The following is a 14,718-nucleotide window of genomic DNA, read 5'->3' on the forward strand; positions in this document are numbered from 1 at the left end:
GGTCGCCGTTTGACCACCAAAGATATAATCAGTCGTAACGAATTGAAAGTATGAATTATCGCTGGCTTGCCGGTCAGTTATTAGCGGTTCTCGCCACGGGTTATATCGTGTTTGGTGAGCCAATAGCGGGTGTTGATCCCGTTTACACTGTCGGGATCATTGCTATAGCAGTATTTACCGGAATTGTCTCATACTACGCATACAAAGGATACCGCTCTCAGCACAATCCGACCGTTGAGTCCAAACCATAGAACGCTATTTTGCCAGATACACTGAACAGTCAGAGATTGTGTTTGGTTATTGGTTGAAAGTCGCTCAGTACAACAGCCACAGCTCGGATCAAATCTTCTCGTTCGAGCGGTCAATGTCAACGTCTGTTGCCGGGCCAACGACCCAGTCTGTGGGGATGAGTTTCGTATCGACCCCTGTATCGATCTCGACTTTCCCCTGGAGTGGCTCTCGATGCTGTTTGTGGATCGGCGGAAGTTCTGTTACAATCGCGTCTGTCGTGTAGCCGTAGACAGTGCTGTCAGGGCCGTCGACGTAGTAGGCGATTCTATCCCCCTGTGCATACGGAAGGTCGCTGGTGGCCGTTGCTGGGTCGATAGGCTGGTCGTCCGTATTACTGGTAGCAGAGCCAGCATCTATGTTTGCGCCTCGCCGAGCAACGTCGACCCGTTGGATCGAGAAACTCGCGAGAGAGGCCACGTCATCACGACGCTCGGTCCACTCCGACAGTGTCTGTTCGATCCAGTCAATGGTAAGCTCACGCCGCTTGTCCACATCCAGTTGCCACTCATTGCGTCGCCGTTCCCCCGTCGGATCCTCATATTCCACGCGAATGTAGAACTGTAACTCAGTATCTGCGGCAATGATCTCAACATCCAAGGTGTCGTCACCGACCGTGATTTCAGCCATACTACCCGTCTACGTCTAAAATCACTTAACTCGGACTATCAGACAAGTAAATACACATAGACCCTCATTCTATCACCGGGCCATTTTTCATGATCCACCACAGGCATACCAGCATTCCTTCCTCTACGATTGGAACACTCTAGTAGTACTGGAATCGATCAATCACAATGATATTTTGTCCCCTCCTGATAGTGAATCGTACAGATGGTCTCCCGCCGAACGATCGTGCTCCTCCTAGGAGTGGCGCTTGTGAGTGGGTTTGTCCTGTATGATTCCGTCTCAGGGCCACCAGAACCGACACTCACAGTCGAAAATAACGAAACAACATCGTATCAGCTGTCTGCTTACACAGTCGAAAGCAGAGAGAAAGCCATGTACCTGAACTTTGAGGTTACGACCCGAACTGGTGAACGGCGCCTCAAGACCCTCTCGCAGTTAGTCTGGCCAGATCAAGATCAAAATGTCACACTCTCTGATGAGGGCATTTCGTCTCAACATGTTACTATTGCCCCTGGCGAGAAAGTGACCACCACGATCGATGGGTGGGATCGCGGTGACGTGACAGTGTATCTCGCGGAGAAAGTCGATGACAACAACACCCACGTTTATACTACAATAAAGACGTGTTCAAGACCCGGGCAAGAACATAGATTAACGTTTGAGGAAGACGGTGGTATCAGCGGCTTCTCAAGGTGTGCCTGATCGTGACCTAATCAGAGCAACGATGAAATCAACGATATCTGGACGCGATGATCAATCAGATGGCTTCGCATCCAATTCCTTTGTTTTGGCGGAGACAAGTATCCCAAGAACGACAGCGTGGACCGGTGCCACCACGGCTGTACTCAAAACCCCACCGACGTGTGGTATTTTTGCGAGCCCCCAGTAAGAGAGTCCAATGACGATGATGAGACCGGCAATGGTCATACCGTATCCACGGGACCGACGATAGCTTAATCTGAGTGCGGCGAGTAGTTCATTTCCAGTGACTAGATTGGCTGGAAATAAGAAAAGACGGACGGCGACAACCAAAAATACAGCCAGCAGTCCCAGTCCAAGCAGGAACCGATCGGTCGTGAGGAAAAGAGGAACCTAATAGTTGAGAAAGTATCAGGACTGCAAGCATCGTGAGTAGGTACCTGCTCAGTCCACCGAGGTGAGGAGATGTATCGAGTGTTCGGGCAATCGTCATCCATCCCGCAATAGCGACTACGAGTACCACAGCTAGTTCAAGTCCAATTGCCCAGAGAAGATATGGCATCTTCAAATCGATCAATGCGCCCACGTGTCGAACCGTGCGAGCAGTTCCCTGCGGCACCACCGAATATTGAACACTGATTGTTTGACTGAGTCCATCCGTTGATGCGACTGGGAGGGGGTCGTGAGTGCGAAGCCAGTCGGCCACTGCAACGACGATACCCGCGACAATGAACGGGACCTCGAGGAACGGATCATGACGGATGCGTCCGGCCGCGGTCTTCAACACACCCAGAGTCGACCGTTGTGCTGACTGGTCTGGCTGCCCGGACTGCGTGTCCGTATCACAATCGGCACGTTGCTCTCCGGACATTATGCCTCCTCCAGGGCAAGAACTTGGCTACGGTTGGCCAGGTATAGGATCCCATCTCCGACGATCGGTGGTGAGAGCGGGACCTCCGATGGATGATACTCAAACTGTTGCTCGCCGGTATTCCTGTCGAACGCTTTCAACGCCCACAGTGAGTCGACGCAGTAGACACGGTCCTCAGCGACGACAGGTGTTGTCCGCCCATCGAACGGTGCTGTCCACTGTGTTTGCCCAGTTGAGAGGGAGAGTGCATGCAGTGACTCCTGCTCATCGGCAACAAAGATCGTCCCGTCAGCAACAGCTGGTGTACTGTCAGTCGCATTCCCGTCGAGGGTTCGTTCCCACAGGAGTGCGCCGTCAGAATGAGCCCGCAACTGGACCGACTCACGCGTTTGAATGACAACACCCTCGTCTGTCGCGACTGGTGGCAAGACCATTTGGTCGCTAATTTCACGATGCCAGTGCTGGTCCCCGGTCCTTGCCGAGTACGCTGTTACCTGGTACGGCCAAGCAGTGACAAATACAATTCCGTCGTACACTGCAGGTCTGTTGTACATGTTGCTGGAGGCCTCGTCTTTGGGAGAGGATTGCTGCCACTGGATATCTCCACTGTTCGGATTGACCGCAACAAGGTCATTGGTCCCCGGGAGCGCCGAGTAGATCAACCCATTCGCAGTGATTGGGGTCGCCGCCTCGGTTGGTTCAAAGAATCCGGGCGTCGAAGAGTGTGGTCCCGACCATCGTTGACCGCCGAGTCTGTGGTCGGTGAAGGGGAGGGCCTGTCCCCCACTGGCATTAAGTCCGTAAATACCAGCGGGGCCAGTTATACCGAGAGTGGCGGTCTGGTAGATCGAGGTCGACGCAATAGTCGGCGGTGAATGATACGGCCCTGGAACACTGAATTGGCGCTGGCCTGTGTTCTTATCAAGTGCCAGTAGTCCGTTTCCACCGATAAAAATCGTCTCACCGTGGCGGATTGGCTGGAAGCTTCCCCGGAACCAGTCTGGCGCTTCGTGCTGCCAGGCAACTGCCACGTCATGTTTTGGTCCCGATGCGTCGGGATTGTATCCAGTGCCGGAGGGGTCATATCTGGCCATGGGCCAGTCGTAGGACGAAGTTGTATCTGATTCTCGCTGTGTGCTAAGAGAGGTCAGGCCAACTGTCCCGGCTATTCCGATGGCGGATGCACTGAGAAATTGACGTCGTGTGGGGGGCATCTAGTTACTGGTCTATCACAAACACAATTATTGCTATTGGTAGTACAGCGAATGGCAGGGCTGCAGATTGTTGTTGCCGGTTTATCCCTGAAGTCCCTCGTAATGAGCATCAGCGTGGAGCCACCACCGTTGACGACTACCGGTAATTTCCCGATTTATTGCTGGTTGAGCTGACCATACAATGCAGACAAAGCACTTATCCAGCTGTCCTAATGACAAAGATATGAACCGGCGGACACTCCTTTCTACCATAGGAGCCGGTGTGGTTGCGGTTTCAGGCTGTCTTGATAATCGAACTGCAGGGACAACAACCCCGCTCCAACGAGGAGATATCGACTTTCCCGATGGACCGAAAGAACGTCCGGAGCGTCCCTCACCAGTCTCCGAAAACACTGTTCGAGAATATGTGAAACGTCACGAGTACCGCTACGTCTACAACTCACTGTGGATTGACGAGCATACTGACGTGATTGTTGACTGTCGTGTAGATAGCGTCGAGCAACGACAATGGGGGTACGAGGCTGTCGTTACGTGTACAGGATACGCGGAGTCTCAGGAAAATCCAACGGCGACGATTGCCCATGCCGACTGGTTCACACAATCGTATCGTTACCGGGTGAGTGAGAACACTACCCAACGGCTGGAAGCGAAGAACCGCGATCCCGTTTCCTGACTATCACTTGTTCTGACACTTGTGAGTACACGCACTGAGCAGATTTGCGTCCACTTCTCGTATAATGGAGTGTTCAGTATAGAGCATGTATTTGTCGGACGTATCAGTTACGAAGAACTGGCCGCAGGTCGGATTTAGTGCAGGGTGTCAGCTGGGACACCGAATGCTCGGATAACTATTTCAGCCATCGGTATCAGCAGAAATCGCGGTTGCGGCGTCCTTACAGGTATCGGAGTTTGTCGTGTACAGTATTGACACATCACCGGGACGGGACTGGCTGACATCTCCGATGTGGACGTTTAGACCGAGACACGAGGTGGTCTTGTCCTGGAAGTCGAATTTTTCCCACTTCGAGACAGGTTGGCGATCCCGCCACGCATACAGGACGGACCCCTCAACCTTGGTCGGGAACCCCTCAAAGGAACCACTGCCTGCCGTTGCGACGTCCGTAGAATCGTCTACTTCTGGTTTGGCCGCCGCAACGTCCATCTCCGCCGAGTACACTGGTTCCCCTTCGTCGAGTATGAGTACCGAAACTGTGTGTGGCCGAAAGTCAAGATTCGTTACACCAATTTCGCCGAGCGTGGGGCTGGGTGTAGAATCTCTATTAAGAACACCACACCCCGCGAGCCCAGCCACGACCGCGCACCCACTTAGTTGGAGGGCCTGCCGGCGGGTCACATGGACCATATCCCAGATAACGACAGGACTGTGTTGAAAAGTATGGGTTTTCGGCCAGAACACCCGACAAGTTACTGTAATGAATACGCATACGCACTGAACAGTTAGAGATCGCGTGTGATTACTGCTTGACAGTCGGTCAGTGCAGGTGAAGCACAGATTCACTCAGTAGAGAGCAGGCACAGAAGAGATATACCAATACCGTCGAGAGCTAAACAACATGTCCCGGCCCTCTCGGAGACAGTTTCTTTCAACCCTCTGTGCAGGCGGTGGCGTCCTCCTCGCTGGCTGTACGACTGGGTCGAACCAACCGGTCACAGACTTCCCCACAGATACTGCCTCGAACGCGTGCCCACCGTTTGTGGTTCTGAACAGGTTGTCTGCTACGAGATGGTCGAAGCCAAGGAGGCACCACTTGTCCTTGTTCCAGAGGCGCAGTCAGTCCAGCCAGGTCAGCCGGCCGACTTCACGCTCAGAAACCAGAGCAGCCAACGGTTCGATACCAACTTCTATCATTGGCAACTGTACAAGCGCGTTGACGGTGACTGGTACTACATTGCGCCACAGTCCTGGCCGGAACCGCTGATGTCGCTGGCGGCCGGTGAAGAACACACCTGGACCCTCTCAGTAGCAACTGGGCGCGTCAGCAATGGCAATCCCATTGACCGGGTTGAGGGAACGAAATCGCTCACGATTGCTGGCCTTGGCGGTGGTCACTACGCGTTTGGAATTGACGGCTGGTTCGAAGATGGCTCCCCCAAGGAGAGTATCTCGCTCGCGGCCGGGTTCGAGTTGAACGCTGACCCACTCCAGGTGACGCCGACGAACGCCATCGCGGAAACAGGATGGGACGACGAGACACTTGTCGCACGTTCGACGCGTGGGAAGTCTGACGGCGAAAGCAACCAACCTGACACGTTTGTTCTCGAACGGATCGATGGGTCGGAGACCGATGCAACACATGTCATCGCCGAGCAGGTCGTTCGCAACACCCAGTTACGCGACGCCATCGCATTGAGCCAGAAATACGACGCTGACCGGGTCCGACTGGAGGAGTTTAGCACCTCAGTTCCGCCATTTGGACACCAAGATGCTCGCATATACGAATTTCAGGGAGACTACTATCGGGTGACTGTAAGCGAGGGAAGTTCGTCGTAGTAGTGGTCATGAATTGTAGATTGCCACACTTAGTACAGGGGACCGGCTATTCGCTTCTGAGAGACCGACTATAGAGATACATGGGAAGGCCCACCATCAAACCGACGACGATCTGAGACAGGATATAGATCAGGGAAAGGCCGGGAATAAATGAATCACTCGCGTAGAGGTTGATGTTGATCATCAGGACAAACACCAGTCCAACGATTACGTTGACCTTCCTCCGTTGCATACTACTCTCAGCGATCGTGTACGGTGAGAGAAACGCGACGACAAACGAAGCGACTCCATACGGTGCCCAGAGAACAGATGCGAAATCGACGATCGACTCTCCATAAAACGAGGCCGCCCACTGAATTGCTTCGAGACTGTACCCGACAACTACCGCCATCAGCGCCACCAACAGTGCGTAGGTGAACGGAATAGCATCTCTCGCCCCAAACAGTTCGTACAGGGTGAACATCGCAGCTGTCGTCGCGTAGACCCCACCGATACCGACCGCGAAAATATCCCAGACCACTACGTCTGGGAAGGCTACAGAAATGGCGATGAGAAGTACGCCCGATCCGAAAACAGCGGCACTTGATCGCTGTGAGGTCCACTCCATCTCAGAGTATTGGACCGTAATCCTTGGTTGATAAATACTTTCTGCAGCTAAATGGTTTGCAGGCACACTTAGTAGTTAGCGATCGTGTTTGATTTCTGGCTGAGGGTCGGTCAGTCTAGGACGTCCATTCAATAAACTGGGGGTCGATGCTTTCGGCCACAACGTGATACCGAAGGGCCATAACCTGCTGGCTATGTCATTCGTCGCACAAAACTTTTTGCTATCGGATTTTCTTTCGAATTATGAGACGAATCAGCAAATCTACAAGCGGGACATTTTGGGGTCTCTTAGCAGTTGTCGTAGGTATCCTCGTAATCGTACTGCCGATCCACTTTCTCGGACTGGCATTCTTTGAATCCGGGCCGATTGCAGCCTTCGTAATCATGGTCGAAGTTGTTCTGGGACTTGTCGGACTCGGAATAGCTGGCACGGGTATCTATTCGTACCGGACAGGGAATCAATCACCAGCAATAGCAGCAATCGCGATGATTTGCAGCCTCACCATCGTCTTTCGGATCATCTGGTATATCGAGATACATCTCTACGGGCTTGTCCCCATCTGGCTCTGGGTCAGTATCGGACTGCTCACCCTAACCGCTTCACTATGGCTCACGTACCAATTTACACCTCCTAGAGAGACGACTAGTAGTTGAATTTTCTCTCGTTTTGCGGAAGTCTGTGAGCAGGAGTTCCAATCGCAAAACCGGATAAAAAAGTGTCTCCAAACCTGGCCCAGAGATCCTGAATAGTTGTAACGGTGCAATCGGCCATCCTGCTATTTTGATTTAGTACCAAAAATACCAATAGTGGCGGGCGTATTCGTAGGGATACCACTAATGGAGCGAGATGACTTCGACGAGGCAGCGCCCGGTGAGATCGTTCCCACGACGACATCGAAGGGGACGTATTCGGCGTTCCGACCTGACCCGCTTCCGCCCGCAATCAATACTGAACAGCTCATTACACCGCTGGCAGAAGCGACACAAGCCCTTGGCCGACTCCACGGCATCGGTCCACGTGTCGGCTCGAGAGAAATCCTTATCGAGCCGTTCATTCGAAAAGAAGCGCTGGAATCCTCCCAAATCGAGGGGACACATGCTACTCTCTCCGATATCTACGCCTATGAGGCCGGACAGGAAGCTCTTATCGACGAAGACAGACAACAGGGTACCCAAGAAGTTGTGAACTATCTGCACGCTCTGACGCACGGATTGGATGCGATCACAGCTGGCGATCCAATCACCGTCGAATTGCTATGCGAGATGCACGACCGGTTGCTTTCGGGTGTCCGTGGAGATGAGGCAGACCCAGGGGAACTCCGTACGACGCAGAACTTCATCGGCAGTACGCCATACATCCAAGACGCCAGGTACGTCCCGCCACCACCGAACGAAATCCCTGACCTACTCGAAGACTTACTCGAGTATGCGAACCAAGAGACGAATCTACATCCTCTTCTGCGAATCGGGCTGATCCACTACCAGTTCGAGACGATTCACCCGTTTCTCGATGGGAACGGACGACTCGGGCGGCTATTGATCAGTCTCCTCCTGCAACGTGGCGGTCTCTTGCCCGAGCCGTATCTCTACCTGAGTTCCTATTTCAACGCACGCCGGTCAGAGTACGTTGATCATCTCTTGGCTGTCAGTCAACGCGGTGACTGGGAAGAGTGGCTCCTGTTTTTCCTGCGGGGTGTGCAGTCGCAAGCAGACGAGGCCCATCAGCGGGCAAACCTCCTGGTCGACCTTCGTGAGGACTATCAACAGCGCTATCAGAGCGAGCGATCTGAGAATATCCTCGAACTGGTGATGCGGCTCTTCGAAGATCCGTATCTGGACGTGAATACGGCGGCCGAGTGGTTAGATGTTGAATACAGCACGGCCAACCGACTGATCGGACAGCTCGAAGATGACGGAATACTTGAAGAACTCACCGGGAAAGAACGGAATCGGTTCTACCGGGCGAGCGAAGTCTTCCAAATCATCAACAAGCCGATCGACCAACTCTGAACCACTGAGCAGAGGGGCTTGAGGCATATGCATTGAGATGACCGGTCTCAACTACTGCCGGGCCTTGGAAGTTGAGACTACAGCAGGTATAGCGGGCCTGTAATGCGTGGAATCGGCCGAATCGAAAAGGAGAATCCGCTTCAGATCGCTTTCTGAACGACCGTTCCTGTTTTGCAGGCAACTATTCCAGCGGATTTCCGAGAATCTGGATAGTGTCGCCACTCAGATGCCGCGCTCCCACGGAGAGAGTCCCGTTACTATCCGATTCCGGTTTCCTTCTTCACCAGCGTCAGCGTGTTGTCGGCTGTCACAATGGGCGAGTGTTCGTACTCACCGGTCAACTGTACCTGCACGAGCAAATCAACTGCCCGCCAAATCGAGTACAACAGACAGGCGAACGCGAAATAGAAGAATCGCAATCCGAAATCCTTCGAGGTTGTCGCGCCCATGAATCGTTTGATCGACTTATAGCCGCTCTCGATCTCCCACCGATACCCGTACTCAGTGAGATGCCCGGTTCCCGTATTTGTCATGAACACCGAGTACTGTCGATGATCGGTGTGCTCGGAGTTCTCTTTCCGTCGGTAGATCAGCGTCGTCGAGTGCCACTCGTTGTCGCCCAAGTGCAATTTTCGATCAGTCTCGTAGCGGTCCTTCCCCCGCTTGAGAAGTCGCTTCGCCTGTGCTTTCTCGCTGGTCTGCATCCGCTTTGGCACGACGTAGGACAGCCCGCGCTGGCTGAGCATCTCCAGGATGTGCTGGCTGTCGAACTCCCGGTCCATCAGCACGTTATCGACGTGAACAGCCGCCTCTGCCGAATCCAAGAGGTCCTCGACGATCTCCTTGCGCGTGTCCCCTTTCCGGACTGGGCGTGCATCTAAGACAATTGGGACGGCATTCCCGACCAGCTGGACCGTCGCCCACTGGTAGGCGTACTCGTCGGTGTTCTCTTTCGTGCCATGAAAACCGCTAAAGCGCGCTCGAAATACGTTAGTCCAAGCTACGTTAGTTCGAGCTAACTTAGGAAAAGCGTTATACGTAGCCTCCCCAAAGCAGGGTCAATGACTGGGTTTGTAAACCGGGAGCGAGAATTGGGGCGTCTCGGTACCCTCTACGAGAGCGATGACGCAACACTGGCCGTGGTGTGGGGACGACGGCGGATGGGAAAAACGACGCTCGCCCTTGAGTCGGTTCGAGACCGCGATGACGCCGTCTACTACCAGGCGACTCGAGGAACTGCAGACCAACAAATTTCGTCGTTCATCAACGATGCTGCCGAAGTGTATCCAGGAATCACACGGATCCGTGAAGAGTGGGAGCCGCTCTTCGAATTTCTTGCTGAGCAGAATGCAGTCATCATCATCGATGAATTCCCGTACCTCGTCGAACAGACGGATGCACTCCCATCGATACTCCAGCGTGTCTGGGACCATACCGCTAAAGACACTGCGACAACCTTCGTGCTAACCGGATCCGCTATCGGGATGATGCACGAGTATGCCCTCGACGGAACAGCGCCATTGTACGGGCGCGTCGCGAAGAGTCCGAACGGAGAAATCGAAGTTGGCCCGCTCGGATTCGGAGCAGCAATGTCGTTTTTCCCCGCGTATTCCCCCGTTGAACAGGTAATGACCTACGGTGTCTTCGGTGGGACGCCGGAGTACTTGCGAGCTGTCGAAGACGAAGAGACACTCGAGGAGAATATCACGAAAACACTGTTACGGCGTGACGGTGGCCTTCACGAAGAGCCCGAAAACGTGCTCCACCGGGAATTGGATGAAGTCGATCGGTATTTTGCGATATTGAAGTCACTCGCGGAAGGTAACCGAGCCAAAAACGAAATTGCCCAAGGTGCCGGAATCAGTAACAGTAGTGTCGGCTATTATCTCAACCGGCTGAACGACTTACGTATTATCGAGCGGGACTACCCAGTCACCGTTGACCCGGATCGGAGTCGAAAAGGTCGGTATACGATCACAGATCCCTTGTTCCGGTTCTGGTTCAGATTCGTCTATGGGCGGACAGCGCGGTACGAGGTATATGGTGACGATGCCTACACTGACCTCATTGAGCCAGAACTTCCAGACTTTGTCAGTGGAACATTTGAGCAGCTGTGTCAGCGCGCTGTCCTGTACGCATTCGGTGATACGTACCGATTTGTGGAGGAACCTGGGAACTGGTGGGATGGGGGCGGAAGCGAGATTGACATCGTTGCTCCAACAAATGGCGAGACACTCCTCGTTGGTGAGGTAAAGTTCCAACAAGAGGCGGTTGGGTACGAGATCCTCAGTCAACTCGAATCTGAAGCTTCGAAAGTAGATTGGCAACCAGATGGCGGTGGTGACCCGGAGTACGCGTATGTGCTATTCAGTCGGAGTGGATTCTCATCCGCAGTCAAAGAGGCCGAATCAGAACGAGATGATCTTCACTTGATCTCGGTCAAGGACGTTGTTGAGTTGATCTCGGGGTAGCGAGAGAAACTCGTCAGTGTAGTGCGACTCCAGAGCAGCGACGTTTCAATTTCATCATCGTCTCCATACTATTATCGAATACGCCAGAATGCCATATGCATTGAGACGATCGGCCTCAACTACCACCGAGCCGGGGAAGTGGAGACTACAGCGGGTATAGCGGGTCTGTGATGCATAGTTTTGGTCGAATCGGAGAGCGGAAACTGACTCAGGTTGCTCTCCAGACAGCCAATTCTGTTGAACGTCCAACCATATACGCAAATTTCGGTGACTTTCGAGAGCGTAGCCACTCAGACGAGCGCTATTGCGGGGAGAGTCCCGTTACTATCCGATTCCCGTGTCCTTCTTCACCAGCGTCAGCGAGTTGTCAACCGTCACGATCGGCGAGTGGTCGTATTCACCGGAACGGTAACTCAACCGCGATTCTGGCTATTCATCAGCGAGCCGGCCGGGTGTCCACTCGCCGTCGAAGGCCTCGTGAGTGAACGGCGTTGCGTCTTCCCCTGCGTAGGTGGCCACGAGCTGGCCGTCGCCCTCGAGGTAGTACTTGTAGGTCGTCAACCCCGCCAGACCGACCGGGCCACGAGCGTGGATCTTCCCCGTCGAGATGCCGACCTCCGCGCCAAGCCCGTAGCGATAGCCGTCGGCAAAGCGCGTTGAGGCGTTGTGGAAGACGCTCGCGGCGTCGATGCCGGTCATGAACAGCTCGGCGGCCTCGGCGTCTTCGGTGACGATCGACTCGGTGTGTTTCGAGCCGTGGGCGTTGATGTGTTCGACAGCCTCGTACACGTCCGAGACGATCTTGATCGACAGTTCGAGATCCCCGTACTCGCTGTCCCAGTCGGCGTCGGTCGCTTCGCCCACGTCGACGATCTCGCGAGTCGCCTCGTCTCCGCGGAGTTCGACGCCGGCAGCCTCGTAGCGCTCGACCATGTCCGGCAGGAACGTCTCGGCGACGCGTTCGTTGACCAGTAGCGTCTCGACGGCGTTACAGACCGCCGGATACTGGACCTTGGCGTCGAAGGCGATCTCCTCTGCCTGTTCGAGGTCGGCGGCCTCGTCGACGTAGACGTGGCAGATCCCCTCCGTGTGGCCCAGTACGGGAATTTGGGTGTTGTTCTGGATGTAGGAGACGAACTCCGAGGAGCCACGGGGCATCAGCAGATCCACTTTGTCGTCCATCTCCAGCAGGCGGTCGACCTCCTCGTGTGCTTCGATGAGCTGGACCCAGCCGTCGGGCAGCTCGGCGGTCGCTTCGCGGATGATCTCGTAGAGGACGCGGTTGGACTCGCTCGCTTCACTGCCGCCTTTGAGGATGACGGCGTTGCCGGATTTGAGGGCGAGGGCGGCGATCTGGACCAGTGCGTCCGGCCGTGACTCGAAGATGGTGCCGACGACACCGATCGGTACGGCGACCTTGTACAGTTCGAGATCCTCGTCCAGTTCCCGGGCTTCCAGTGTCTCGCCGAGGGGATCTTCCTGTTCGGCGACGCTCTCGACCATCTCGGCGATGCTCTCCAGTTTCGCGTCGTCGAGTTTCAGCCGGTCGACGAGCGCCTGGGTGTACTCGCCCTGTTCGAGCATGGCCTCTGCCTCCTCCACGTCGGTCGCGTTCGCCTCGCGGATCTCCGTCTCGTGGCCGCGAATGGCGTCGGCGATCGATTCGAGCGCCGCGTTGCGCGTCGCTTCGTCGACGTTTGCCAGCTGCAGCGCGGCGTGCTGTGCGTCGGTCACCTGGGATTCCGTGTCGTACTCAGTCATCTGTGGCTCCGTTTATCGGGACGAATAGGGTGCCTACTGATTTGGCAGTAGCGATCCGTTCCAGCACGTCTCGGTCCGCCGAGCTCGCGATGATCGCGGGCGTGCCGTGCTCGCTCACGTCGCGTGCGCCCTCGACTTTCGTCTGGATGCCGCCGAACTCGGCGGTCGTGCTGTCGTCGACGAGCGACTGGACGGCGTCGTAGTTCGCGCCGACTGCCTCGATCAGTTCCGCGTCGGCGTCGTCCTTCGGGTTGCCAGTGTAGACGCCGCCAACATCGGTCAGCGTCACCAGCAGATCGACGTCGACGCCGATAGCGACTGACGCCGAGAGCATGTCGTTGTCGCCGATCTGGATCTCCTCGGTCGCGATCGCGTCGTTCTCGTTGATGATCGGGACGATTCCCCAGTCGAACAGGGTCTCGATGGTGTTGCGGACGTTCGTGAACCGCTCGGGGTTGGCCAGATCGTGCTCGGTCAGGAGAATCTGTGCGACCGTCTGGTCGTACCGGTCGAAACTCTGCGTGTAGTGGCGCATCAGATGGCTCTGTCCGACGGTCGACAGCGCCTGGCTCTCCTCGACGGTCTCGGTCTCCTCGTCGATCAGCCCTTTGCCGGCACCGACTGCGCCAGACGAGACCAACAGTACGTCTTTCCCGCGCTCCCGGAGGGCCATGATGTCGCTGACCAGTTTATCGAGTTTCACGCGATCGAGTTGGGAGTCCGCGTCAGTCAGGGAGTTCGTCCCCGCCTTGACGATCACGCGCTGGGCGTCGGCGGCCTGCTGGCGTGCCTGCTCGACGGTCGCTTCGTCGATGGCCTCGATTGGTGGCTGCTCACTCATCGTCGAACTCCTCGGCGAGTTCGCGGGACCGATCCTCGGCCGCTTCGACGGCGTCGACGACCGCCGTATCGGCGTCGCTGTCCCACAGCACTTCCATGCCCTCGATGGTCGTCCCGTTGGGCGAGCAGACGGCGTCGATGAGTTCCGAGACGTTTCGGTCATCCCGGAGGACTGTCTCGGCCGCGCCTTTGAACGTCTGGGCGGCCAGCGTCTCGGCTTGCTCGGGATCGAGGCCGCCGTCGACGCCGGCCTCCTTCATCGCGTCGATGAGGTAGAAGACGAAGGCCGGGCCGCTGCCGTTGACTGCTGTCGCCACGTCCATCAACTCCTCGTCGATCTCGACGAACTCGCCGACCGCATCGAGCATCTCCCGCACGTCGTCGTCGAGTCCCTCGTGGGTGGCTGCAGCGGCCATGTCGCCGGTCTCGGCCGCCAGATTCGGCATGATCCGGACGACCGTCGCGTCCGTCTCGCTGGCGACGAACGACCGCGGGACGCCCGCCGCGATGGTGACCAGCGACTGGTCCGGCCGGAGATCGAGATCCGAGAGGACTGCGGAGACTGCCTTCGGTTTGACCGACAGAACGACGATGTCCGCCTCCCGGGCCGCGTCGATGTCGTCGGTCGTCCTGTCCGCGTCGTCGGCGACCGACGCCAGCGCCTCGGGATCGAGGTCGATAGCTGTCACTTCGTAGGCTCCGGTCTGGGTGAGCCCCGTCACGAAAGCTCCACCCATGTTCCCGCAACCGATAACGCTCACGTGTGTCATCCTATTCGTACAGCGGTGATTGAGGTACATACCAACTACGGCTTCG

At 55.7% G+C, this 14,718-nt stretch carries 14 protein-coding genes and 2 pseudogenes; 7 read left to right on the forward strand and 9 right to left on the reverse strand.

The genetic code is table 11. From position 1 onward, the window contains the following. Positions 1–339 precede the first annotated feature (339 nt). Entirely contained in the window at positions 340–918 is a 579-nt protein-coding gene (locus tag BV210_RS17670) for a hypothetical protein (RefSeq protein ID WP_077208109.1), read from the reverse strand. 204 nt (positions 919–1,122) lie between these two features. On the opposite strand from BV210_RS17670, the gene BV210_RS17675 reads away from it, so the two are divergent. Beyond that, positions 1,123–1,620 carry a hypothetical protein gene (locus tag BV210_RS17675; protein ID WP_077208110.1) on the forward strand — a complete coding sequence of 166 codons (498 nt, stop codon included), beginning with the start codon at positions 1,123–1,125 and terminating at the stop codon, positions 1,618–1,620. Between the two features lie 51 nt (positions 1,621–1,671). Here BV210_RS17675 and BV210_RS20665 read toward each other — a convergent pair whose 3' ends face one another. Continuing rightward, on the reverse strand, positions 1,672–1,845 hold the full coding sequence (locus BV210_RS20665) for a hypothetical protein (RefSeq protein ID WP_253741720.1): 174 nt from the start codon (positions 1,843–1,845) through the stop codon (positions 1,672–1,674). Between the two features lie 642 nt (positions 1,846–2,487). After that, positions 2,488–3,519, reverse strand: coding sequence for a PQQ-binding-like beta-propeller repeat protein (locus tag BV210_RS17685; RefSeq protein WP_371340835.1), 1,032 nt, complete (start codon positions 3,517–3,519; stop codon positions 2,488–2,490). 406 nt (positions 3,520–3,925) lie between these two features. On the opposite strand from BV210_RS17685, the gene BV210_RS20025 reads away from it, so the two are divergent. Then, positions 3,926–4,375, forward strand: coding sequence for a hypothetical protein (locus BV210_RS20025; protein ID WP_157526131.1), 450 nt, complete (start codon positions 3,926–3,928; stop codon positions 4,373–4,375). Positions 4,376–4,555: 180 nt separating this feature from the next. On the opposite strand, the gene BV210_RS20030 is transcribed toward BV210_RS20025, so the two are convergent. Further along, entirely contained in the window at positions 4,556–5,065 is a 510-nt protein-coding gene (locus tag BV210_RS20030; RefSeq protein WP_157526133.1) for a hypothetical protein, read from the reverse strand. Between the two features lie 211 nt (positions 5,066–5,276). Here BV210_RS20030 and BV210_RS20910 point away from each other — a divergent pair. Both BV210_RS20910 and BV210_RS19530 read left to right on the forward strand, forming a co-directional pair. Further along, positions 5,277–5,345 (forward strand): annotated as a pseudogene (locus BV210_RS20910) (twin-arginine translocation signal domain-containing protein); the annotation flags it as partial. Between the two features lie 101 nt (positions 5,346–5,446). Next, positions 5,447–6,214 (forward strand): hypothetical protein, encoded by a 768-nt coding sequence (locus tag BV210_RS19530; protein WP_084802712.1) that lies wholly within the window; start codon positions 5,447–5,449, stop codon positions 6,212–6,214. Positions 6,215–6,260: 46 nt separating this feature from the next. On the opposite strand, the gene BV210_RS17700 is transcribed toward BV210_RS19530, so the two are convergent. Beyond that, the gene (locus tag BV210_RS17700; RefSeq protein ID WP_077208113.1) at positions 6,261–6,821 is read right to left on the reverse strand and encodes a hypothetical protein; all 561 of its coding nucleotides are present in this window, start codon (positions 6,819–6,821) and stop codon (positions 6,261–6,263) included. 242 nt (positions 6,822–7,063) lie between these two features. On the opposite strand from BV210_RS17700, the gene BV210_RS17705 reads away from it, so the two are divergent. Both BV210_RS17705 and BV210_RS17710 read left to right on the forward strand, forming a co-directional pair. Next, positions 7,064–7,474, forward strand: coding sequence for a hypothetical protein (locus BV210_RS17705; protein WP_077208114.1), 411 nt, complete (start codon positions 7,064–7,066; stop codon positions 7,472–7,474). 183 nt (positions 7,475–7,657) lie between these two features. Next, positions 7,658–8,830 carry a Fic family protein gene (locus tag BV210_RS17710; protein ID WP_077208115.1) on the forward strand — a complete coding sequence of 391 codons (1,173 nt, stop codon included), beginning with the start codon at positions 7,658–7,660 and terminating at the stop codon, positions 8,828–8,830. 257 nt (positions 8,831–9,087) lie between these two features. Here BV210_RS17710 and BV210_RS17715 read toward each other — a convergent pair. Continuing rightward, a pseudogene (locus BV210_RS17715) lies at positions 9,088–9,789 on the reverse strand (transposase); the annotation flags it as partial. 102 nt (positions 9,790–9,891) lie between these two features. On the opposite strand from BV210_RS17715, the gene BV210_RS17720 reads away from it, so the two are divergent. Beyond that, positions 9,892–11,301 carry an ATP-binding protein gene (locus BV210_RS17720; RefSeq protein ID WP_077208116.1) on the forward strand — a complete coding sequence of 470 codons (1,410 nt, stop codon included), beginning with the start codon at positions 9,892–9,894 and terminating at the stop codon, positions 11,299–11,301. 429 nt (positions 11,302–11,730) lie between these two features. Here the strand turns inward: BV210_RS17720 and BV210_RS17725 are convergent, their stop codons facing one another. Genes BV210_RS17725 through proC form a run of 3 tightly spaced genes read right to left on the reverse strand, consistent with a single transcriptional unit; the run spans position 11,731 to position 14,672 of the window. Next, positions 11,731–13,062, reverse strand: a complete 1,332-nt coding sequence (locus BV210_RS17725; RefSeq protein ID WP_077208117.1) for a glutamate-5-semialdehyde dehydrogenase — start codon at positions 13,060–13,062, stop codon at positions 11,731–11,733. Then, positions 13,055–13,903, reverse strand: a complete 849-nt coding sequence (gene proB / locus BV210_RS17730; protein ID WP_077208118.1) for a glutamate 5-kinase — start codon at positions 13,901–13,903, stop codon at positions 13,055–13,057. The genes BV210_RS17725 and proB overlap by 8 nt, the downstream gene beginning before the upstream one ends. After that, a complete protein-coding gene (gene proC, locus BV210_RS17735; RefSeq protein WP_077208119.1) occupies positions 13,896–14,672 on the reverse strand; it encodes a pyrroline-5-carboxylate reductase in 777 nt (258 codons plus the stop codon). Before proC ends, proB begins: the two co-directional genes overlap by 8 nt. Between the last annotated feature and the right edge of the window lie 46 nt (positions 14,673–14,718).

This window comes from Halorientalis sp. IM1011, from assembly GCF_001989615.1.
Classification (GTDB): domain Archaea; phylum Halobacteriota; class Halobacteria; order Halobacteriales; family Haloarculaceae; genus Halorientalis.

Coding starts and splice junctions, on each gene's coding strand:
- BV210_RS17670 (WP_077208109.1), bottom strand. CDS start 918: ATGGCTGAAATCACGGTCGGTGACGACACCTTGGATGTTGAGATCATT.
- BV210_RS17675 (WP_077208110.1), top strand. CDS start 1,123: ATGGTCTCCCGCCGAACGATCGTGCTCCTCCTAGGAGTGGCGCTTGTG.
- BV210_RS20665 (WP_253741720.1), bottom strand. CDS start 1,845: ATGACCATTGCCGGTCTCATCATCGTCATTGGACTCTCTTACTGGGGG.
- BV210_RS20025 (WP_157526131.1), top strand. CDS start 3,926: ATGAACCGGCGGACACTCCTTTCTACCATAGGAGCCGGTGTGGTTGCG.
- BV210_RS20030 (WP_157526133.1), bottom strand. CDS start 5,065: ATGGTCCATGTGACCCGCCGGCAGGCCCTCCAACTAAGTGGGTGCGCG.
- BV210_RS19530 (WP_084802712.1), top strand. CDS start 5,447: ATGGTCGAAGCCAAGGAGGCACCACTTGTCCTTGTTCCAGAGGCGCAG.
- BV210_RS17700 (WP_077208113.1), bottom strand. CDS start 6,821: ATGGAGTGGACCTCACAGCGATCAAGTGCCGCTGTTTTCGGATCGGGC.
- BV210_RS17705 (WP_077208114.1), top strand. CDS start 7,064: ATGAGACGAATCAGCAAATCTACAAGCGGGACATTTTGGGGTCTCTTA.
- BV210_RS17710 (WP_077208115.1), top strand. CDS start 7,658: ATGGAGCGAGATGACTTCGACGAGGCAGCGCCCGGTGAGATCGTTCCC.
- BV210_RS17720 (WP_077208116.1), top strand. CDS start 9,892: ATGACTGGGTTTGTAAACCGGGAGCGAGAATTGGGGCGTCTCGGTACC.
- BV210_RS17725 (WP_077208117.1), bottom strand. CDS start 13,062: ATGACTGAGTACGACACGGAATCCCAGGTGACCGACGCACAGCACGCC.
- proB (WP_077208118.1), bottom strand. CDS start 13,903: ATGAGTGAGCAGCCACCAATCGAGGCCATCGACGAAGCGACCGTCGAG.
- proC (WP_077208119.1), bottom strand. CDS start 14,672: ATGACACACGTGAGCGTTATCGGTTGCGGGAACATGGGTGGAGCTTTC.